The sequence below is a fragment of the Micromonospora sp. NBC_00330 genome (assembly GCF_036136635.1).
Lineage (GTDB): Bacteria > Actinomycetota > Actinomycetes > Mycobacteriales > Micromonosporaceae > Micromonospora > Micromonospora salmantinae.
Genome location: NZ_CP108012.1, coordinates 53,056 through 72,449 on the forward strand (window position 1 = coordinate 53,056; position 19,394 = coordinate 72,449).

The 19,394-nt window shown below is 70.8% G+C and carries 20 protein-coding genes; 14 read left to right on the top strand and 6 right to left on the bottom strand.

Annotated elements, in window-relative coordinates; all coding sequences use genetic code 11:
* Window positions 1-23 precede the first annotated feature (23 nt).
* The 5 genes from OG598_RS00240 (at window position 24) to OG598_RS00260 (ending at window position 5,206) form a co-directional block, all read left to right on the top strand.
* Window positions 24-353: a hypothetical protein gene (locus tag OG598_RS00240; protein ID WP_328652530.1), complete on the top strand. Its 330-nt coding sequence runs from the start codon at window positions 24-26 to the stop codon at window positions 351-353.
* 37 nt (window positions 354-390) lie between these two features.
* The gene (locus tag OG598_RS00245) at window positions 391-1,218 is read left to right on the top strand and encodes a ComEA family DNA-binding protein (protein WP_328652531.1); all 828 of its coding nucleotides are present in this window, start codon (window positions 391-393) and stop codon (window positions 1,216-1,218) included.
* An 11-nt stretch (window positions 1,219-1,229) separates the two neighbouring features.
* Window positions 1,230-3,671, top strand: a complete 2,442-nt coding sequence (locus tag OG598_RS00250) for a ComEC/Rec2 family competence protein (RefSeq protein ID WP_442931481.1) — start codon at window positions 1,230-1,232, stop codon at window positions 3,669-3,671.
* Window positions 3,672-3,806: 135 nt separating this feature from the next.
* Window positions 3,807-4,787: a DNA polymerase III subunit delta gene (gene holA, locus OG598_RS00255; protein ID WP_328655230.1), complete on the top strand. Its 981-nt coding sequence runs from the start codon at window positions 3,807-3,809 to the stop codon at window positions 4,785-4,787.
* Complete coding sequence (locus OG598_RS00260; RefSeq protein WP_328652533.1) at window positions 4,784-5,206, top strand: hypothetical protein; 423 nt, start codon at window positions 4,784-4,786, stop codon at window positions 5,204-5,206. The genes holA and OG598_RS00260 overlap by 4 nt, the downstream gene beginning before the upstream one ends.
* Window positions 5,207-5,352: 146 nt before the next feature.
* Here OG598_RS00260 and rpsT read toward each other — a convergent pair whose 3' ends face one another.
* On the bottom strand, window positions 5,353-5,619 hold the full coding sequence (gene rpsT, locus OG598_RS00265) for a 30S ribosomal protein S20 (RefSeq protein ID WP_030491765.1): 267 nt from the start codon (window positions 5,617-5,619) through the stop codon (window positions 5,353-5,355).
* 216 nt (window positions 5,620-5,835) lie between these two features.
* Entirely contained in the window at window positions 5,836-6,822 is a 987-nt protein-coding gene (locus tag OG598_RS00270) for a phosphotransferase (RefSeq protein ID WP_328652534.1), read from the bottom strand.
* A 61-nt stretch (window positions 6,823-6,883) separates the two neighbouring features.
* On the opposite strand from OG598_RS00270, the gene OG598_RS00275 reads away from it, so the two are divergent.
* The 7 genes from OG598_RS00275 (at window position 6,884) to OG598_RS00305 (ending at window position 14,007) form a co-directional block, all read left to right on the top strand.
* Window positions 6,884-7,420: a DUF4240 domain-containing protein gene (locus OG598_RS00275; protein ID WP_328652535.1), complete on the top strand. Its 537-nt coding sequence runs from the start codon at window positions 6,884-6,886 to the stop codon at window positions 7,418-7,420.
* Window positions 7,421-7,536: 116 nt separating this feature from the next.
* Window positions 7,537-9,414, top strand: a complete 1,878-nt coding sequence (gene lepA, locus OG598_RS00280; RefSeq protein WP_328652536.1) for a translation elongation factor 4 — start codon at window positions 7,537-7,539, stop codon at window positions 9,412-9,414.
* Between the two features lie 378 nt (window positions 9,415-9,792).
* On the top strand, window positions 9,793-10,077 hold the full coding sequence (locus OG598_RS00285; RefSeq protein ID WP_091409827.1) for a GlsB/YeaQ/YmgE family stress response membrane protein: 285 nt from the start codon (window positions 9,793-9,795) through the stop codon (window positions 10,075-10,077).
* A gap of 297 nt (window positions 10,078-10,374) precedes the next feature.
* Window positions 10,375-10,659, top strand: coding sequence for a GlsB/YeaQ/YmgE family stress response membrane protein (locus tag OG598_RS00290; RefSeq protein WP_091410004.1), 285 nt, complete (start codon window positions 10,375-10,377; stop codon window positions 10,657-10,659).
* 251 nt (window positions 10,660-10,910) lie between these two features.
* A complete protein-coding gene (locus OG598_RS00295) occupies window positions 10,911-12,197 on the top strand; it encodes a sugar ABC transporter substrate-binding protein (protein WP_328652537.1) in 1,287 nt (428 codons plus the stop codon).
* Window positions 12,194-13,180 carry a carbohydrate ABC transporter permease gene (locus OG598_RS00300; RefSeq protein ID WP_328652538.1) on the top strand — a complete coding sequence of 329 codons (987 nt, stop codon included), beginning with the start codon at window positions 12,194-12,196 and terminating at the stop codon, window positions 13,178-13,180. The genes OG598_RS00295 and OG598_RS00300 overlap by 4 nt, the downstream gene beginning before the upstream one ends.
* Window positions 13,177-14,007, top strand: coding sequence for a carbohydrate ABC transporter permease (locus tag OG598_RS00305; protein WP_238678492.1), 831 nt, complete (start codon window positions 13,177-13,179; stop codon window positions 14,005-14,007). The genes OG598_RS00300 and OG598_RS00305 overlap by 4 nt, the downstream gene beginning before the upstream one ends.
* A gap of 26 nt (window positions 14,008-14,033) precedes the next feature.
* Here the strand turns inward: OG598_RS00305 and OG598_RS00310 are convergent, their stop codons facing one another.
* Both OG598_RS00310 and OG598_RS00315 read right to left on the bottom strand, forming a co-directional pair.
* Window positions 14,034-14,348 carry a winged helix-turn-helix domain-containing protein gene (locus OG598_RS00310; protein WP_328652539.1) on the bottom strand — a complete coding sequence of 105 codons (315 nt, stop codon included), beginning with the start codon at window positions 14,346-14,348 and terminating at the stop codon, window positions 14,034-14,036.
* Window positions 14,345-14,824, bottom strand: coding sequence for a hypothetical protein (locus OG598_RS00315; protein ID WP_328652540.1), 480 nt, complete (start codon window positions 14,822-14,824; stop codon window positions 14,345-14,347). Before OG598_RS00315 ends, OG598_RS00310 begins: the two co-directional genes overlap by 4 nt.
* Window positions 14,825-14,959: 135 nt before the next feature.
* On the opposite strand from OG598_RS00315, the gene OG598_RS00320 reads away from it, so the two are divergent.
* Window positions 14,960-15,601: an MOSC domain-containing protein gene (locus OG598_RS00320; protein ID WP_328652541.1), complete on the top strand. Its 642-nt coding sequence runs from the start codon at window positions 14,960-14,962 to the stop codon at window positions 15,599-15,601.
* 182 nt (window positions 15,602-15,783) lie between these two features.
* The gene (locus tag OG598_RS00325) at window positions 15,784-16,977 is read left to right on the top strand and encodes a low temperature requirement protein A (protein WP_328652542.1); all 1,194 of its coding nucleotides are present in this window, start codon (window positions 15,784-15,786) and stop codon (window positions 16,975-16,977) included.
* A gap of 27 nt (window positions 16,978-17,004) precedes the next feature.
* On the opposite strand, the gene OG598_RS00330 is transcribed toward OG598_RS00325, so the two are convergent.
* Both OG598_RS00330 and OG598_RS00335 read right to left on the bottom strand, forming a co-directional pair.
* Complete coding sequence (locus OG598_RS00330; RefSeq protein ID WP_328652543.1) at window positions 17,005-18,192, bottom strand: low temperature requirement protein A; 1,188 nt, start codon at window positions 18,190-18,192, stop codon at window positions 17,005-17,007.
* Window positions 18,193-18,383: 191 nt separating this feature from the next.
* On the bottom strand, window positions 18,384-19,286 hold the full coding sequence (locus OG598_RS00335) for a phytanoyl-CoA dioxygenase family protein (RefSeq protein ID WP_091409805.1): 903 nt from the start codon (window positions 19,284-19,286) through the stop codon (window positions 18,384-18,386).
* Between the last annotated feature and the right edge of the window lie 108 nt (window positions 19,287-19,394).

Sequence of the window (19,394 nt, forward strand, 5' to 3'; positions counted from 1 at the left end):
TTGTCAGTGCCTGGCTCGCCGGGGTGCTGCAGCTCGCCCGCCTGCCCGAGGAGACCGCCACCGGCCAGGGCAACCTGATCCTCCTGCCGGTCGTCTTCGCCGTCCTCGCCGCGTTCTGCATGCTGGCCGGTCGGCCCCTGCCCGACGTTGACGCCCCGCGATCGTGGCGACCGACCAGCCCGATGCCACCGACCCACAGCCCACCTGGTGAGGCGGAGCCCGCAACGCTGTCGCCGACGACCAGACCCGTCGCCCAAGGCCACGCGCCGACAGGCGACGCCCGCGTAGCAGATCCGAGCATGATCAGGGCGTTGTCCACAGTGCCGGTGGTTGTCCACAGGACGACGCGGTGACCCTCCACCGTCCCGGCCGCCGCCATAGCGTCGCGCTGTGTCGCACGACGAGGAGACAGAGGTACGCCAGCGCCTGCGCCGGCTGACGGAGACGGCCGCCGCGCCGCCGCCCCGGCCGGAGGTGCCGCTCGCGGGCGTACCCCAGTCGTCTCTGGCCGGCGCGCTGCCGGCGGACGTGCTGTCCTCGCAGCCCGCCGCGCAACCGTCGTCGGCGGGCCTTGCGGTCCCGCCCGAGTCGCGGTTGCCCGGCCCGTCCGCGTTCGATCCTGGGCGGCGGGGCGTGCGGGCGTTGGCGGTGGTCGCCGTAGTGGTGGTCGCGGGTGCGGCAGGTTGGGCCTGGCAGGCCCGGCCGCAGTCGGAGCCGGTCGCCCCGCTGGCCAGCGACGCCGCGTCGGCCGCACCGGCGGGTGATCCGAGCGTGTCCAGCTCCGCCGAGCTGGTGGTGGCGGTCGCGGGCAAGGTCCGAAAACCCGGTTTGGTACGCCTGCCGGCCGGGTCCCGTCTCGCCGACGCGGTGCAGGCGGCCGGCGGCGCGCTCCCGGGGGTCGACGTGGCGCTGCTCAACCCCGCCCGCAAGGTCACCGACGGCGAGCTGATCGTGGTCGGGGTGACGCCACCGCCGGTGCCGGGCGGTGCGGCCGGGCCTGCGGCGGGCGGTGCGGCAACCGCCGCCGGGCCGCTGAACCTCAACACCGCGACGCTGGCGCAGCTCGACGCGCTGCCCGGGGTCGGGCCGGTGCTCGCCCAACGGATCCTCACCCATCGAGATCAGCACGGCGGGTTCAAGTCCGTCGGCGACCTACGTCAGGTCGACGGGATCGGCGACGCACGTTACGAGCAGCTCAAGGACCTGGTGACGGTGTGAGCGGGTTCTCCGTGACCGCTGACCCACCGGCCGGCGGGGCTCAGCCCGGGCCGCCGGCTGGGTCGGCTCAGGCCACGCCACCGGTTGGCGGGGCCCGGTCGGAGCCGCCGGATCTGCGACTGGCTGGGCTCGCCGTGGCGGCCTGGCTCACGGCGCTCGCCGGCCTGCACCTTGGCAGCCACGCCACGCTGCTGGTGGCCGGCACGGGGGCCGGTCTGACGGCAATTGGTGCTGCGCATCTGCTCGGCCGCCTCGGCCGTCCCCGAGCCATGGTGCGGCGCTACGGGTGGGTGGCCGTGGCGGTCGGCCTCGGTGTGGTCTGCGGTGGTGCGGCCACCGCCGCCCGGCTCGCCGTTCGCGACGCGCCGGCGATCCGTGCCCTCGCGGAGCAACGCGCTCCGATCACCGCCGACCTGGTCGTCCGGGACGACCCGCGCCCGATCCGGAGCGCCGGGCGGCCGGGGATGCTGCTGGTGCCGTCCGAGCTGGTCCGGCTCACCGGCCCGGATGGTCGCCGGATCCACGCGTCGGTGCGGCTACTGGTCCTGGCGACCGATCCGGCGTGGCGGGGCCTGCTGCCCGGGCAGCGCCTCACCGTCGACGGCCGGCTCGGCGTTCCGCGCGGCGGCGACCTCACCGCGGCGGTGCTCAGCACCAACGGTCCGCCGCAACGGCACGGCGCGCCGTCCTGGGCGCAGCGCGCCGCCGGGACGCTGCGTACCGGCCTGCAACGCGCCTGCGCGCCGCTGCCCGACGACCCCGGTGGGCTGCTGCCCGGTCTGGTGGTGGGCGACACCAGCCGACTGCCACCCGCCGTCGAGGCGGACTTCCAGGCCACCGGAATGACCCACCTCAACGCGGTCTCCGGCTCCAACGTCGCGATCGTTGTGGGTGCGGTGTTGTTGCTGGCCCGGTGGTCGCGCGCCGGCCCGTGGCTCGCCGCTGCGCTGTGTGGGGTGGCGCTGGTGGGGTTCGTCATTCTGGTCCGCCCGTCGCCGAGCGTCGTACGGGCAGCCACGATGGGAGCGATCGGGCTGGCCGCGCTCGCCGCCGGGCGACCTCGGGCGGCGCTGCCCGCGCTGGCCGCCGCCGTGACAGTGCTGGTGCTCGTCGACCCCGAGTTGGCCGGGGATCCCGGGTTCGCCCTCTCCGTGCTGGCCACCGGTGGCCTGCTGCTGCTCGCGCCGCGTTGGCGGGACGGATTGCGTCGGCGAGGCGTCCCGCCTGGGCTGGCCGAGGCGCTGGCCGTTCCGGCGGCTGCCCAACTTGCCTGCGGCCCGGTCGTCGCCGGGATCTCCGGCACTGTGAGCTTGGTGGCGGTGCCGGCGAACCTGCTGGCGGTGCCGGCCATCGCGCCAGCGACAGTGCTGGGCGTGTTGGCGGCCATGGTGTCGCCGATCTGGCCGGCCGGCGCCGAGTTCGTCGCGTGGCTCGCGAGTTGGCCGGCCTGGTGGCTTGTGCTCATCGCCCGCCAGGGTGCTCGACTGCCGGGGGGCACCCTGCCGTGGCTGGGCGGGGTGCCCGGTGCACTGCTGCTGACCGGGCTGACCGTCGCGCTGCTGATCGCGGTGCGCCGGCCACTCGTACGCCGGCTGGTGGCGGTGGTCGGGGTCGCCGCCGTGCTGGGTGCCCTGCCGGTTCGGCTGGTGGCCGCCGGCTGGCCACCAGCCGGGTGGGTGGTGGTGGCCTGCGCGGTGGGGCAGGGCGACGCCCTGGTGCTCCCGGTCGACCCCGGCCGGGCCGTGGTGGTGGACGCCGGGCCGGAACCGGGTGCCGTGGACGGTTGCCTGCGTCGGCTCGGCGTACGGGAGGTGCCCCTGCTGGTGGTCAGTCACTTCCATGCGGACCACGTGGGCGGGGTGGCCGGGGTGTTCCGGGGGCGGCGGGTGGGTGCCGTGCTGACGCCGTCGTCCACCGACCCGGAGAGCGGTCGGGACCTGGTTCGGGCGGCGGCCAACGGCGGGCGGGCTGCGCTGCTGACCACCGTGGCCGGCGCTCGCCACCCCGTGGGCGGGGTCGACCTGTTGGTGCTCGGCCCGCCGTACCCGCTGGCCGGGACCAGGTCCGACCCGAACAACAACTCGCTGGTGCTGCGCGCCACTGTGGCCGGGGTACGGATCCTGTTGGCCGGCGACGCGGAGACCGAGGAGCAGCACGCGATGGTGGCGCGGGCGGCCCCCGGCCAGTTACGGGCGGACGTGTTGAAGGTCGCGCACCACGGGTCGGCGTACCAGGACCAGGGTTTCCTCGACGCGGTGCGGCCGACGGTGGCGCTCGTGCCCGTGGGCACGGGCAACACCTACGGGCACCCGAGTCCGGGGCTGATCGCCCAACTGGGCAGGGGCGGCGTGCGGGTGCTGCGCACCGACACGGACGGCGACGTGGCGGCGATCCGAACGGACGGCGGTCTGGCGGTAGCCCGGCGAGGTGTGCCCGCGGGCCGACGGTCTTGAATAGGCCTCCGATTAATCGGCCGACTTGCGGTTTAAGCGAGTAATTGAGTTGGATGTCTGGATTTGCGCTGTGTGCGGGCTGCGCCGATCAAGCAGTGAATGAGCAGGCACGATCCCGCCGCAGGCCGTGCGAATATGGGCGGCGTGACCCCCGCCAGCCTCGCCCCCATTCTGCTCGTCCTCGGTGACGAGGAACTGCTCGCCACGCGCGCGGTCACCGAAGCTGTCGCGAAGGTTCGCAGTGTGGACCCCGAGGTGGACGTCCGCGAGTACCAGGCCAGCGCGCTCACCGTCGGCGAGATCGCCGAGATGCTCAGCCCCTCGCTGTTCGGCGGGCGGCGGCTGCTGATCCTGCGTTCCGGCCAGGACGCCCGCAAGGACCTGGTCGCCGCGCTGTTGGCGTACGCGAAGAATCCCGACCCGGAGGTCCAGCTGCTGGTGCTGCACCTGGGCGGCGCCAAGGGCAAGGCGTTCGCCGACGGTCTGCGGGCGGCCGGCGCGACGGTGGTCCCGGCCGCCAAGCTCAAGGGGCACCGCGACCGGGTGGCCTTCGTCCGCGACGAGATCCGCCGGGCCGGCGGAAAGTGCACCGACGACGCCGCCGAGGCGCTCATCGCCGCTGTCGGCAACGACATGCGTGAGCTGGCCGCCGCCTGCTCCCAACTGGTCGCCGACACCGACGGGCGGATCAGCGCCGAGACGGTCTCCCGTTACTACCGGGGCCGGGTCGAGGTGACCGGCTTCACGGTGGCGGACGCCACAATGGTCGGCGACGTACCGGCGGCGCTCGAGGCGCTGCGCTGGGCCCTGCACGTCGGGGTCGACCCGGTGCCCATCGCCGATGCCCTGGCCGACGGGGTGCGCACTGTGGCCCGGGTGGCGTCGGCCGGGCGGGGTAGCGCGTACCAGCTCGCCAGCAGCCTCGGAATGCCCGCCTGGAAGATCGAGCGGGCGCAGCGGCAGGGGCGGGGCTGGACGCCGGAGGGCCTGGTCCGGGCCATGCAGGTCGCCGCCGAGTGCAACGCGGCCGTCAAGGGCGGCTCCGACGACCGGGCGTACGCCCTGGAGCGTGCGGTCTTCTCGGTCGCGGCGGCCCGGCAGGGCAGCGTCAGGTGACGGGGGCGAACCGCCCAGCGTGGGCCACCATTCCCGTGGACGAGGAGCGCTACCGGCCGCTCTACGCCCGGCTCCTCGGCCTGCGGTTCGTCAACCCCGGCGGCGTGCTGTGCTTCCTCTTCTTCGAGGGTGCCATCGCCCTGGCGGTGCTGCTCGCCCTCGCCGAGTTGGTCAGCTGGTGGGCGGTGCTGGTGCTGCCGGTAGTGGTGGCCGCCATGGTGAAGCTCAACGACATGGTGGCCGCGATCGTGGTCCGCTCCGCCGCGCTCGTGCCCGAGCAGGAACGGGACCGGTTTCGCCGGCAGATCGAACCGGTGGTCGGCCGAGCCCGGGTGGAATGGGTCTCGCACAGCGTTCCCGGCGTCGTGATCACCGCCGACCCGGTGCCACCGCCCCGGCGGGCCAACCCGTCAGACTGAGCGCCGACCCGTCAGAGCCCACGCACAGGGACGGCCGGCCGGAGAAGACGCGGCCGGCATCGCGCACGGAACGGCCGGCCTCTGGACACACGGAAACCCCGGGCCTGGGGCCCGGGGTTTTCCGAATCAGTCTGACGGTGAAGTCGTCAGGCGGAGAGCGACACCACGCGCTTCGCGATCGCGGACTTGCGGTTCGCGGCCTGGTTGGAGTGGATCACGCCCTTGCTGACGGCCTTGTCCAGCTTGCGCGAGGCGTCCAGCATGAGCGCGGTCGCCTTCTCGACGTCACCGGCCTCGGCAGCCTCGTGGAACTTCCGGACGGCGGTCTTCAGCGACGACTTGACCGACTTGTTGCGCAGCCGGGCCTTCTCGTTCTGCCGGTTGCGCTTGATCTGGGACTTGATGTTCGCCACGCGACAGCCTCGTCTTGATAGCTCGGGTTGGTCAGCTTATTGCGCGTGATGACGAACGTGCGTCATCGCTGCGCGAAGAGCCAGGTTACCAGGTCGCCCGGGACGAGCCAAAACGGCTCGGCCTTCGCGCGGACGGACCCGGCCCGTCGGGGACCAGGTTACGCCCTCGACCACGCTGGCGACTCACCGCCAGTCCGGACGGCAGGCCAGCCCGCGTCACCGCCAGCCCTGGCGGCGGGCCAGCCAGTGGAGCGACTGCTCGCCGCTCCACCGCTGGTGGGCGGGCAGGTGCGGCGAGGCCGTCGGCGGTGCCGCCGCAGCGCCGGTGAGGTAGTAGCCGGCCAACGCGGCCAGTGTCGCGTCCAGCGCGTCCGCTGGCGCGCCGGCGGTGGCCGGGTGCGCGGCGAAGAGCCGGTCCGCGTCCAGCCCGCTGGCGTACGCGGTGAGCAGCAGGCCGGCCAGGTCGAACCAGGCCGGCCCGGAGCAGACCCAGGTCCAGTCGCAGAACCAGGCTCGGCCGTCCGGGCCGATCAGCACGTTGTCGACCCGCAGGTCGCCGTGGATCAGGCCGGTCGCGCCGGCGGCGTACCGGGGGAGGAGGGATTCCAACTCCACCAGCTCGGGCAGCCGGTTCAGCAGCGGCGCGGGCAGTGGTGGGGTCGGCTCCCGACCGGCGGCGACCTCCTCCCACCACAGGATGTCCGACCGGGCAAGGTCGGCCAGGTGCGGCAGGCCGAGCGCGGTCAGCTCGGCCGGCGGGTCGGCCAGGGCGGTGGCGATTCGCGCGTACCCGGCGAGGGTGGCGTCCAACTCGGCGGGCACCCAGGGCAGGTGTGGGGTGTGCCCGTCGACGGCGTCGGTGCACAACACGAACCAGCCGGCTGCGGAGAGGGTCCACCGGGGGCGGGGCGCGGGCAGGTCGGCCGGTAGCCGGTCGAGGATCGCGGCCTCTCGGGCGTACCAGTCGACCAGATGCGGTTGCTCGGCGGCGGGTGCGGCCTTGACGAAGGCCCGGCCACCGTCGGCGGTGTCGAGCACGGCGGCGAAGCCGCGGGTGAAGCCCGCGCCCGCGACCCGGGCCGTGACCACCGGCGCGCCGAGCCGTTCGGCGACCGCGGCCCGCAGCGCCGCCGGTAACGCCGGCCACGACGGGCGCAGGGCACTCGCGTGGTAGGGCACCGGCGGCAGCAGGGAAGGGGACATCCCACCATGCTGCCCCGGGGTACGTGCGCGACGCACGGCGACACTGCCAGACTGCCAAGCCATGAGGACCGAGGACTTCTGGCAGCTGATCGACGAGGCGCGGGCCGGCGGCGGGGGTGAGCCCGGGCCGGTCGCCGCACGGGCCGTGGCGCTACTCGCCGAGCGCGACCCGGAGGACATCATCGGGTACGCGCGGCACCAGACGCGGGTGCTGGCCGCCTCGCACAAGGCGGATCTGTGGGGTGCGGCGTACCTGATCAACGGTGGTGCCTCGGCCGAGGGCTTCGAACACTTCCGGGGCTGGCTGATGGCCCAGGGTCGGGCCGTCTTCGCCCGTGCGGTCGCCGAACCGGACTCGCTGGCCGAGTTGCCCCAGGTGCGGGCGGCCTCGCTCAGCGGCGAGGAGTTCTCCGCCGAGCAGATGCTCTCGGTGCCGTGGGACGCGTACCGCAAGGCCACCGCGACCGAGCTGCCGGCGGACCGTGACCCGGTGCGGACGCCGGACCTCAACGACTTCTGGGACTTCGACGACGAGGACGAGGCGCGTCGCCGGCTGCCCCGGCTGGCCGCGCTCTTCGTCGAGCCGCCGATGGAGTGAGGGGTCCTCGGGCCGATCCATCGCCCGCGCAGCGGGCGCACCCCGGCGGCGTGGGAACATAGAGGGGGTCGGCGGCGCGCCGGCCTGTTCACGTCAGCCGACCAGAACGGACCGCTGTGCCACCGAAGCTCGATCCCGGCGCGAACGCCCCTGGTTCCACCGACCCCGGTCGCATCCGGAACTTCGGCATCATCGCCCACATCGACCACGGGAAGTCGACCCTGGCCGACCGGATGTTGCAGCTCACCGGTGTGGTCGACCCCCGGCAGATGCGCGCCCAGTACCTGGACCGGATGGACATCGAGCGCGAGCGCGGCATCACGATCAAGAGCCAGGCCGTTCGCATGCCGTGGACCATCCGTGAGGGTGAGCGGGCTGGCGAGCACGCGGTGCTCAACATGATCGACACCCCGGGGCACGTGGACTTCACGTACGAGGTGTCCCGGTCGCTGGCCGCCTGCGAGGGCGCCGTGCTGCTGGTCGACGCCGCGCAGGGCATCGAGGCGCAGACCCTGGCCAACCTCTACCTGGCCCTGGAAAACGACCTGCGCATCATCCCGGTGCTCAACAAGATCGACCTGCCGGCCGCGCAGCCGGAGAAGTACGCCGAGGAACTGGCCCACCTGATCGGCGGTGACCCCGCCGACTGCATCCGGGTCTCCGGCAAGACCGGCGAGGGCGTTCCGTACCTGCTCGACGAGATCGTCCGGCAGTTCATCCCACCGGTCGGTGACGCCGTGGCGCCCGCCCGGGCGATGATCTTCGATTCGGTGTACGACGTCTACCGCGGCGTCGTCACGTACGTCCGGGTCATCGACGGCCGGATCAGCGCCCGCGACCGGATCAAGATGATGTCCACCGGTGCGGTGCACGAGCTGCTGGAGATCGGTGTCATCTCACCCGAGATGGTCAAGGCCGAGGCGCTCGGCGTCGGCGAGGTCGGCTACCTGATCACCGGTGTGAAGGACGTCCGGCAGTCCCGGGTCGGTGACACTGTCACCATCAACAGTCGGCCGGCGGCCGAGGCGTTGGGTGGTTACAAGGACCCGAAGCCGATGGTCTACTCGGGTCTCTATCCGATCGACGGGTCCGACTACCCCAACCTGCGCGAGGCGTTGGACAAGCTCAAGCTCAACGACGCCGCCCTGGACTACGAGCCGGAGACCTCCGGCGCGCTGGGCTTCGGCTTCCGCTGCGGCTTCCTCGGCCTGCTCCACCTGGAGATCATCCGGGAGCGGCTGGAGCGCGAGTACAACCTCGACCTGATCTCCACCGCGCCCAACGTCGTCTACCGGGCGATCACCGACGACGGCGAGGAGATCGTCGTCACCAACCCGAGCGAGTACCCCACCGGCAAGATCGCCGAGGTGTACGAGCCGGTGGTCCGGGCCACGGTGCTGACGCCCAACGACTACGTGGGCGCCGTCATGGAGCTCTGCCAGGGTCGGCGCGGCACCCTGCTCGGCATGGACTACCTCTCCGCCGACCGGGTGGAGCTGCGCTACACGCTGCCCCTCGCGGAGATCATCTACGACTTCTTCGACCAGTTGAAGAGCCGTACCAAGGGCTACGCCTCACTCGACTACGAGCCCTCCGGCGAGCAGGCGTCCGACCTGGTGAAGGTGGACATCCTGCTGCACGGCGAGCCGGTGGACGCGTTCAGCGCCATCGTGCACAAGGACAAGGCGTACAACTACGGCGTCACCATCGCCGCCAAGTTGCGCACCCTGATCCCGCGCCAGCAGTTCGAGGTACCGATCCAGGCGGCCATCGGCAGCCGGGTCATCGCCCGGGAGACCATCCGGGCGATCCGCAAGGACGTGCTCGCCAAGTGCTACGGCGGCGACATCAGCCGTAAGCGCAAGCTGCTGGAGAAGCAGAAGGAAGGCAAGAAGCGGATGAAGATGGTCGGCCGGGTCGAGGTGCCGCAGGAGGCCTTCATCGCCGCCCTCTCCTCCGACTCCGGCGACGGCAAGGCCACCGGCAAGAAGTAGTTTCGCGCCGCCGTACGCGCCCGGGTGTCATCCGCACCCGGGCGCGTCGCGTTTCCGGGCGCCCCGCGTGCCTCGCCCGCCCTGCCCCGTCAGGTCCGTCGGGCCGCCGAGACTGCCGGCTGAGCGGGCCGGCGCGGGGAGTGTGACCGCCGGGTGCGGAAAACTTTTCTGTCGCTGTGGTGGGGCCGACGGGTCGACGAGATGGGCTCCTACCTGTGTGGACGTACTCACGCGTCAACCGACGCACCTCCGAAACATCGACGACTGGCGTTGTCGATTGAGGTGAGTCGGTTTGGGCTTTCGGTGGGTCGGGCACTTAGCCGTCACGACAGGAAGCACACAACTCGTGTGTCAGACATTCTTTGAAGGAGGGCGACCGTGGAGTTCACCGTGTGGGGCATCATCACTGCGATCGTTGTTGGTCTCATCGTCGGCGCGCTCGGCCGTCTGGTCGTCCCGGGCCGGCAGAACATGCCGATCTGGCTGCACATGCTGATCGGTATCGGCGCGGCCCTTCTGGGCACCGTCCTGGCGCGGGCCATCGGCATCGCGACCGAGACGAGCGGTATCGACTGGGGCGAGCTGCTGGTGCAGGTCGTGGTGGCCGCGATCGCTGTCGCGCTGGTGGCCGGTGTGGGTGGCCGCCGCCGCGTGACCCGGTAACACCACAGCACCAACTCGTACCACCGCGACACCTCCGATGGGCGCTCGGCCGACAGGCCGGGCGCCCATCGGCGTTCTGCCCGCCGCGAGGGTCGTCGCCGGTCCTTGCTCGACGTCCGGCGGGTCGGATCGTGCCCGTGCCCCCGGGTGGGCCTGCGGTGGAACGTGCTCTTGTCGGCCAAGTCGTGATCGTTTGGTGACCGAAGTCGGTTTGGATTTTGGGTGGGTAGGGCAATTAACGGTCACGACAGGAAGCACACGCACCGTGTGTCAGACATTCTTTGAAGGAGGGTGGCCGTGGAGCTCACCGTGTGGGGCATCATCACTGCGATCGTTGTTGGTCTCATCGTCGGCGCGCTCGGCCGCCTGGTCGTCCCGGGCCGGCAGAACATGCCGATCTGGCTGCACCTGCTGATCGGTGTCGGCGCCGCGCTGCTGGGCACCGTCCTGGCGCGGGCCATCGGCATCGCGACCGAGACGAGCGGTATCGACTGGGCCGAGCTGCTGGTGCAGGTCGTGGTGGCCGCGATCGCTGTCGCGCTGGTGGCCGGTGTGGGTCGCCGCCGCAGCGTCACCCGATAACGACCCGGCATCATCTGGCGACACAGCACCACTGCTAGGACAGCACGACTGGAAAGAGCGCCCGGCCGAGAGCCGGGCGCTCTTTCGTGCTGAAAGGCCCGACTTTGGCCGGATGTTGGAGTGCCGGTCGTCGGGCCGCTGCGGTACGGTCGCCACGCTTCGGCCAGTCCCGCCCACTGTCGTAAAGGAATTCTCCGTACTAGGGTGCGGCGGAGAAGGTTAGTTCCAAGCGGCGCGAGGGGAGAAGTGGCGTGAACAGGTGGAAGCGGCTGGCCCCGGTCACCGCCATGGTGGCCTCGGCCGCGATGGTGCTGACCGGCTGTGGAGGCTCCGGCGACGACGCGGCCGACGACAGCAAGCTCACGGTCTGGATGATGGGCGAGGGCGGCGACGCGCAGAACTCCTTCCTCGACGGGGTCGAGGCCGAGTTCCGCCAGAAGCACCCCGACACCGACGTTGTCGTGCAGTACATCCCCTGGCTGGAGGCGCCCAAGAAGTTCCAGGCGGCGCTCGCCGGCGGTGAGGGACCGGACATCACCGAGCTGGGCAACACCGAGACTCAGGGTTGGGCCGCCCAGGAGGCGCTCGCCGACGTGAGTGGTCGGATGGGCGGCTGGGCCGACGGCAAGGATCTGCTGCCCGACCTCGTGCGCAACGCTCAGCTCGACGGCAAGCAGTACGGCGTGCCCTGGTACGCGGGCGTGCGCGCCATCTACTACCGCACCGACTGGTTCGCCGAGGCCGGTGTGCAGCCCCCGAAGACCTGGGAAGAGCTGGTCACCGTGGCCAAGGCGGTGCAGGCGAAGAAGAAGGGCACCTACGGCATCGCGCTGCCCGGCAACTCCGAACTGCCCTTCTACTCGTTCCTCTGGGGCGCGGGCGGCGAGATCGCCAGCAACCAGGGCGGCACCTGGAAGTCCGGCTACACCACGCCCGAGGCGCAGCGGGCCGTCAAGTTCTGGACCGACCTGGTGACAGTGCACAAGGTCGCCCCGCCGGCGGCGGCGGGTTGGAACGAGATCGACGCGCGTACCCAGTTCGCCACCGGCAAGGCCGCGATGGCCTTCGCCGGTAGCTGGCAGCAGGGCGCCATCAAGAAGGACAACCCCGAGATCGAGAAGGTCTGGGGTACGTTCCCGATCCCCGGCCCGGACGGCAAGGCGGCACCCGGTTTCGCGGGTGGCTCGGACGTGGCGATCTGGAAGGACAGCGAGCGGCAGGACCTGGCCTGGGACTACCTGACCGTGCTGCTCAACAAGAAGAACGCGCAGAGCTTCGCCAGCAGCCTCGGCTTCTTCCCCGTCTACCAGGACCTGGTCTCCGGTGGCGCGTACGCGAACGACAAGGTGATGGCGTCGTTCGCCACCACAATGCAGAACACCAAGCTCACGCCGCTCACCCCGAAGTGGGTGGAGGTCAGCCGGACGAAGACGGTGACCCAGGCGATGAACAGCTCGGTCATGAAGGGTCAGAAGACGGTCGAGAAGGCTACCGCCGACGCGGCCGGTGAGATGGAAAGCATTTTGAACAGCAAGTGAGCTCACAGACAAAAAACCCGGAGACGGTCGCCGCGCGGGAGACCCCCGCGCGGCGGCGTCGCCGGGTGGACCGCCTGCCCTACCTGCTGCTCCTGCCCGCCCTGCTGATCATCGGGGTGCTGCTGCTCTGGCCGCTCGGCCAGGTGGTGGTGATGTCCTTCTACCGGCTGAACAGCGTCCGGCAACTGCGCGGCGATCGGGAGTGGCCGTGGGTGGGGTTCGGCAACTACGTCGACATCCTCTCCGACCCGTTCTTCCTGACCGTGCTGCGCAACACGGTTCTGTTCGCCGCGGCCAACGTGCTGCTCACCATGGTGCTCGGCACCCTGGTGGGGCTGCTGCTCAACCGGCTCGGTCGCAAGATGGCGACGTTCGTGGCCAGCTGCGTGATGCTCGCCTGGGCCACGCCGGCGCTGACCGGCACCATCGTCTGGAAGTGGATCTTCGACGACACGAGCGGCCTGGTCACGTGGCTGTTCAACGCGTTGCCGGACGGTCTCTCGAACAGCCTGTTCGGGCGCAGCGACTGGACCGGCTACGGCTGGTTCAACTCACCGCTGCTCTTCTTCTCCATCCTCACCCTGGTGGTGGTCTGGCACTCGTTCCCGTTCATCGCGGTGAGTGTGCTGGCCGGTCTCAAGAGTGTGCCGAGTGAGCTGCACGAGGCGGCCCGGGTGGATGGCGCCAGCCCGTGGCGGGTCTTCTGGAAGATCACCTTCCCGTTGCTGCGCCCGGTCTTCGGGATCCTGATCGTGCTCTCCACGATCTGGGACTTCAAGGTCTTCACCCAGCAGTTCGTGCTGGCCGGCGGCACCCAGGACCGGCCGACGTTCATGCTCGCCATCTACTCGTACGCCGAAGCCTTCTCCCCGCCGCCCAAGTACGGGCTCGGCGCGGCCATCGCGGTGATCCTCACGCTGATCCTGCTCGTGGTCACCGGCTTCTACGTACGGATGGTGCTCAGGCAGGAGGACGAGTCGTGAAGAAAATCGCCCTCAATGGCGCCGGTCTGCTGGTCGCGCTCTTCGCGGCGTTCCCGGTCTACTGGATGATCTCCACCTCGCTGAAGCCGAGCAACGAGATCTTCTCGGCCACCCCGCAGCCGGTCCCGACCCATCCGACGTTGGCGCACTACCGGGAGATCCTGACCGGCAACCTGATCCCCGGCGTCAGCTTCCTCGACTTCTTCCTCAACAGCGCGCTGGTGGCCGTCTCCACAGTGGTGCTCAGCGGTCTCGTGGCGTTGCTCGCCGCGACCGCTGTGGCCCGGTTCCGCTTCAAGCTGCGGACGAGCTTCCTGATCATGCTGCTGGTGGTGCAGATGATCCCGCTGGAGGCGTTGGTCATCCCGCTGTTCCTGATGATCCAGCGGCTCGGGCTCTACAACACCCTGCCCAGCCTGATCCTCACGTACCTCGGTTTCTCGCTGCCGTTCGCCGTGTGGATGCTGCGCGGCTTCGTCGCGGCGGTGCCGAAGGAGTTGGAGGAGGCGGCGGCGATCGACGGGGCCAGCCGGGCCCAGATCTTCCGCCGGGTGCTCTTCCCGCTGGTCGCGCCCGGCCTGGTGGCAACCAGCATCTTCTCCTTCATCACCGCCTGGAACGAGCTGATCTTCGCGTTGACGTTCATCAACGACCAGGGCAGCTACACGCTGCCGGTGGCGATGACCTTCTTCTTCGGCCGGGACGACACCAACTGGGGGCCGGTGATGGCCGCGTCCACCCTGTTCACCCTGCCGGTCATCATCTTCTTCCTGCTGGTGCAACGGCGGATGGTCTCCGGCCTGGTGGCCGGCGCCGTCAAGGGCTGACCCGCCGGCCGCCGGGGCTGGTGTGGTCATCCGCCGGGCAGGACGGTGAACCCTGACCGGGCGACGATCTCCTGCAACGCCGCCACGTGCCCGTCGAACGCCGCCCGACCGGCGCTGCTCAGGGTCACCGAGGTACGCGGGCGCTTGCCCACGAAGCTCTTGCGAATCTCCACGTACCCGACCTGCTCCAACGTGGTGAGCTGCTTGGACAGCGCCGAGTCGGAGAGCCCGAGCTGCTCGCGCAGGTAGCGGAACTCCGCCCACTCGGTGGCCGCGAGCAGGCTCACCAGGGACAGCCGGGTCGGCGCGTGGATCAGCTCGTCGAATCGGGAAGTGCTCACCTGCCGCCGCCAAGCGGTCGAGTGATCATCACCCGGCGAAGGTAGCGCATCAGCGGCAGCCCGGTGGCTGTCATCGCGCCGGCGGTGGTGATCGCGCCGATCGTCGCGGGCCAGGCCAGGCCGGCTGCCTCGGCGGCGAAGCCGGTGCCGAGGCTGAGTGCGACCAGGACGAGCACGTAACCGGCGATGGTGATCGCGCCGTGTACGCCGATGAGGCTGGCGCGGACCTGGGCCCGGTGCCGCACCACGACTCGGCCCACGACGGCGGCCAGACCGATCGCGTACGCCGCCGAACCGACCGCGACCGCCCACGGCCGGTGGGTCTCCACGGCGGCGGTGAAGGCGACTATGAGCCCTCCCAGCGCAGGCCAGTACCAGTGGGGAATGAGCGTGGCGGTGACCACCTGGTCGCGGCGGGCGTGGATCTCGGCGAGCGCGTCGGCGGCTGACGCGGGAGTGATGCCAGGCTCGGTCATGGCTGCTCCTTGAGGGTTGGGCGAGTACTTTCCTGCTAGGCAAGTAGAGCATGTAGTTGCCCAGTTGGAAAGTACTTTCCTCTTCGGGTGCGCGGTGACCCCTCCGGACGGCGAGGCGCCGTTAGGCTGGCGGTCATGACGGGCAGGGTGGCAGCGGTGAACCTCGGCATCGTGACCGAGGCTGGCTGGGCCGGCGACGCGAGCGGTCGCAGCGGCATCGACAAACGGCCGGTCGACGGCCCGGTGTCTCTGCTCACCGGCGGCCTGGCGGGCGACTTCATCGGCGAGCGGGCCCATCACGGTGGCCCTGACCAGGCGGTCTACGCCTACGCGGAGGAGGACGCCGCCTGGTGGGTGGCCGAACTGGGCCGCGCCATACCGCCCGGCGGCTTCGGCGAGAACCTGACCACCTACGCGGTCGACGTGACGGGTGCGGTGATCGGCGAACAGTGGCAGGTCGGCTCCGCCCTGCTCCAGGTCACCAAGCCGCGCACCCCCTGCACCACCTTCGCCGGGTTCTGGGGCGTACCGGATCTGATCAAGCGGTTCACCGTCCGGGCATCGCCCGGGGCCTACCTGCGGGTGCTGCGTGAGGGGGAGGTCGGCGCGGGCGACCCGGTCGAGGTGGTGGACCGGCCGGCGCACGGAGTCACCATCGGCGAGGTGTTCCGGGCGAACAGCCTGGAGCCGGAGCTGCTACCTCGGCTGCTCGACGCCGAGGACCTGCCGGCGTCGATCCGGGAGAAGGCCCGCCGACGCCTCGCCGCCCGGGGCTGACCGGCCGCGACGGCGTCCGCCGCGACGCCGCGACGAGCGCCGACGGCATCCGCCGCGACGCCGCGACGAGCGCCGGCGGGCTCGGCGGATCCGACCCGGAAGAACCCCGATGACGGGCCCAGCGCCGGACTTGCCCGTATCGTCCCCACGGAGGGCGTGCGGCGGGGACCGGGTGGAGCGCGATGTCGATGACGACGGACGGCGGTGCCGCGGCGGCGTCGCCCCCCGATCCGGGCCTGGAGCGTCCGGCGTTCCTGGAGCTCTTCTTCGACCTCGTCTACGTCTTCGCGCTGGTCACCTTGGCGACGGTGCTGGCCGACGACCTGACCTGGACGGGTGTCGCCAAGACGCTGGTGCTGCTGCTCGGGTTCACGATGATCTGGGCGCTGACAGTGTGGACGGCGGACAGCGTCGACCTGACCCGCCCGGCCGGGCAGGGGCAGTTCATCTGGGTGGCGGCGGCCAGCCTGCTGTTGGCCGCGCTCGCGGCCGATGCGTACGGCGATCGCCGGCTGCTCTTCGCCACCACATACGTGGTCATCCACCTCAGTACCGCGGCCTACTACATCCTGGTTGTCTCGCTCAGGAGGCCGCCGCGTCGCAGCATCCGGATCCTGATCTGGGAGGCCGTCGCCGGTATCGCCTGGATCGGTGGGGCGCTCGTCGGCGGTTCGGGGCAGTTGGCGATCTGGGTGCTCGCTACCGTCGTCGAGTATGGCGCGGCGGCGTTGGGCTGGCCGGTACCCGGGATCGGCCGCTCACGACCGCGCGACTGGCGGCTGGTCGGCGCGCGGGTGGCCGAGCGTTACCGGCAGTTCGTCATCGTCGCGCTCGGTGTCTCGATCTTCGTGACCGGAACGACCTTCAGCATGAGCGAGTACACGCTGGAGCGAGCCTCGGCTCTACTCGTGGTGTTCACCACCATCGTGTTGATGTGGCGGATCTACATCTACCGCGCCGGTGAGCTGCTGACCGACGCGATCTCCCGGTCGTCCAACCCGGCGCTGCTCACCCAGTCCGCAGCGGTCACCCATCTGATCATGGTGGCCGGAATCATCGGCGCGGCGGTCACCAGCCGGCTCGTGGTGAGCCGCCCGCTGGGCGAGACCCCGCCCTCGTGGGCCGCGGTGATCCTCGGCGGACCCGCGTTGTACCTGGTCGGCCGGGGCGTCCTCGACTTCACGGTGTTCGGGCGAATCTCGCGGTCCCGATTGGCAGGTCTGGTGCTGCTGGCGGGCGTGGCGCCGGCCACGCCCCTGTTGCCGCCGGTGCTGGTCGCCCTGCTCGCCATGACGGTGCTGCTCCTGATCGCCGTGGCGAACCTGGCGAGCACCCGGCGACACGCGCGTGCGCCGGCGCCGCCGATGCTGCGGTGACTCCGCACTGCGGTCGCGGACGGTAGTTCACCCGACGGGCGCGGCCGCGCCGACCGGGCGACTGCGCGCGGCCAGCCCTTCGCCGACAAGGGTGATCAGTAGGACCAGGTTCGCCAGCATCAGGGCGGCCAGGGGCGGAAGCATGATGGTGGCGGGTGCTATCAGGGCACACAACACCACGATCGCCAGCACCCGGGACCAGAGGGTCCGGCCGGTCACCACGGCATCGAACAGGACGCTGCCGAGCAGGAACAGGACCGGTCCGCCGAGGGTGGCGACCATCAGCTCGGCCGGGGCGCGGCCGAACGGCCGGTCGACGATTACCGAGGTGCTGGTCGAGACCAACACCACCCCGGCCACCATGACCAGATGGCTGTACGAGGTGGAGGTGCCGGAGCGGACCCTTTCCACCATTGTGACGCTCGGTGGTGCCAGGATCCGCTGGACCCGCTGGAAGTAGAGCTGGAACACCAGGACCGCGCTGAGGAACGCGACAGCGCTGGTGGCCAGCGCCCCGGCCGTGAATTCGCTGCCGGCCAGCCCCGTGCCGGTGCTCAGGATCAACTCGCCGAGCGCGACGATGAAGATCGCCCGATGGCGCTCGGAGAGGTGGACCCCGGTGAAGATCTGGCTGGCGAGCTCGGTACGCCCCAGTCTCGGCGTCGGCCAACCGACCCGGGCCGAGCCGAGGTCGACCGCCACCGCGAGCGACCAGAGCGCCAGTCGGGCCGTCCCGTCCACGAACACCCCGGCCACCCAGGGCGTCACTGTGACGCCGAACCAGAAGAACACCCGGATGCTCCTGGCCTGGATCGGACGGTTCACCCGGGTGCCGGGGATCAGGACGGCATCGCGGACCAGGTGGATGCCGAAGTAGGCCGCGACGAAGAGCCATCCGTACCGACCGAAGGCGAACGGCGTCGCGATCGCCATCAGCAGGGTGCCGAGCATGACCAGCAGGGCGGTCGCCTGGATGATCGGCAGTCGGGGGTTGAACAGGTCGGTGAGCCAGGCGGTCAGCACCCAGACCCACCAGGCGGCCAGCAGCAGGACGGCGGTCTGCGCCGCGCCCCGAAGTGTGAGGTCCTCGGCCAGGCTGGCGGCGAGCCGGGAGAACATGAAGATGTAGACGAGGTCGAAGAAGAGTTCCAGGAAGGTCGGGTATTCCGGCTCGCCGCGGCGGCGGAGGATCCGGGGGAGCGGAGCGGACGTCACTGCGCTGCCTCCTGTGCCACCCCACGCCCTGGGCGGGGGCGCCGCGCCCCGACCTGCGCACCCGCCACGCTACCGAGAGTGCGGGCTCCGGTGGCCGGAACGGGCTCGGCCCGAACGGTCGGGGCCGCAGACGAGGAACGGCCCCCCGCCAACGCTGAGCGTCGGCAGGGGGCCGTCCTACGAGCAGTGGATCAGCGGAGCCAGGGGATGTTGCGGTCGAGCAGACCGCGCTCCTTGAGTTCCTTGCGGAGCGGGATCTCGTCGTCGACGTACCCGTCCCAGTTGATGCCCCAGTAGTTGGCGGTGTGGGTGCCCTCACCGATCAGCTGGCGCTGCACTGGGGTGCGGTTGCGGTACCACTCGCCGTTCACGTCGGGGTGCAGCTCGTCCAGCGGACGAATCCAACGGTAGGTGTAGCCGACGAAGAGCATCTTGCGGGTGATGGTCGACAGGTTCGTCGACCGCGAGTGCCACTGCCGGCGGTCGAAGATGAAGGCGTCGCCCGGGTTGGCGGTGATCTCCACCGTGCCCTCCGGGTCGGGGTTCTGCACCGTGAGGTCCGCCGGCCGGGGCAGCGAGTTCTTCAGGTGGCTGCCCGGGATGACCTTGGTGGCGCCGCGGCCGGTCTCGGAGAGGTCCGACAGCACGTACGCGACCTTCAGCGAGAACATCGGCCGAGGCAGGTTCGGGTCCATCGTCTCCGGGTCGGAGTTCTGCCGGTACCCGTCCTGGTGCCAACCCCAGTACGGCTTCTCCGGCTCGGCGGCCGGCGGGGTGACGTCCAGGTGGTTGTGGTGGGTGTAGATGTTCCAGCCGGCCAGCCCCCACATGTACGGGAAGGCGATCGGGTGGGTCAGCAGCTCGCCGAAGAGCTCGTCGCGCTCCAGGAAGCCCAGCAGGTGCAGGGTGCCGTCCTTCTTGGTGGTGCCCTTGGCCTGCTCCTCCGCGTAGACGCGGTCGACCGCCGCCTCCAGCGCCGCCCGGTGGTCCTCCGTCAGGACGTTGCGCAGCAGGAGGAAGCCCTGCTCGTGGAACTCCTTGCGGTCAGTGTCGCTGATCGGTTCGTAACCGGTCCGGTCGCCGTAATCGAACACCGCGTCGTACCCCTCCCCATGAGGTGAAACCTTTTCTGGCACAGGCCGCCGATCGTAACGCGGCGGCCCAGGCATCGGGGAGGGTGTGGTGCGGGATTGGGCCACGGC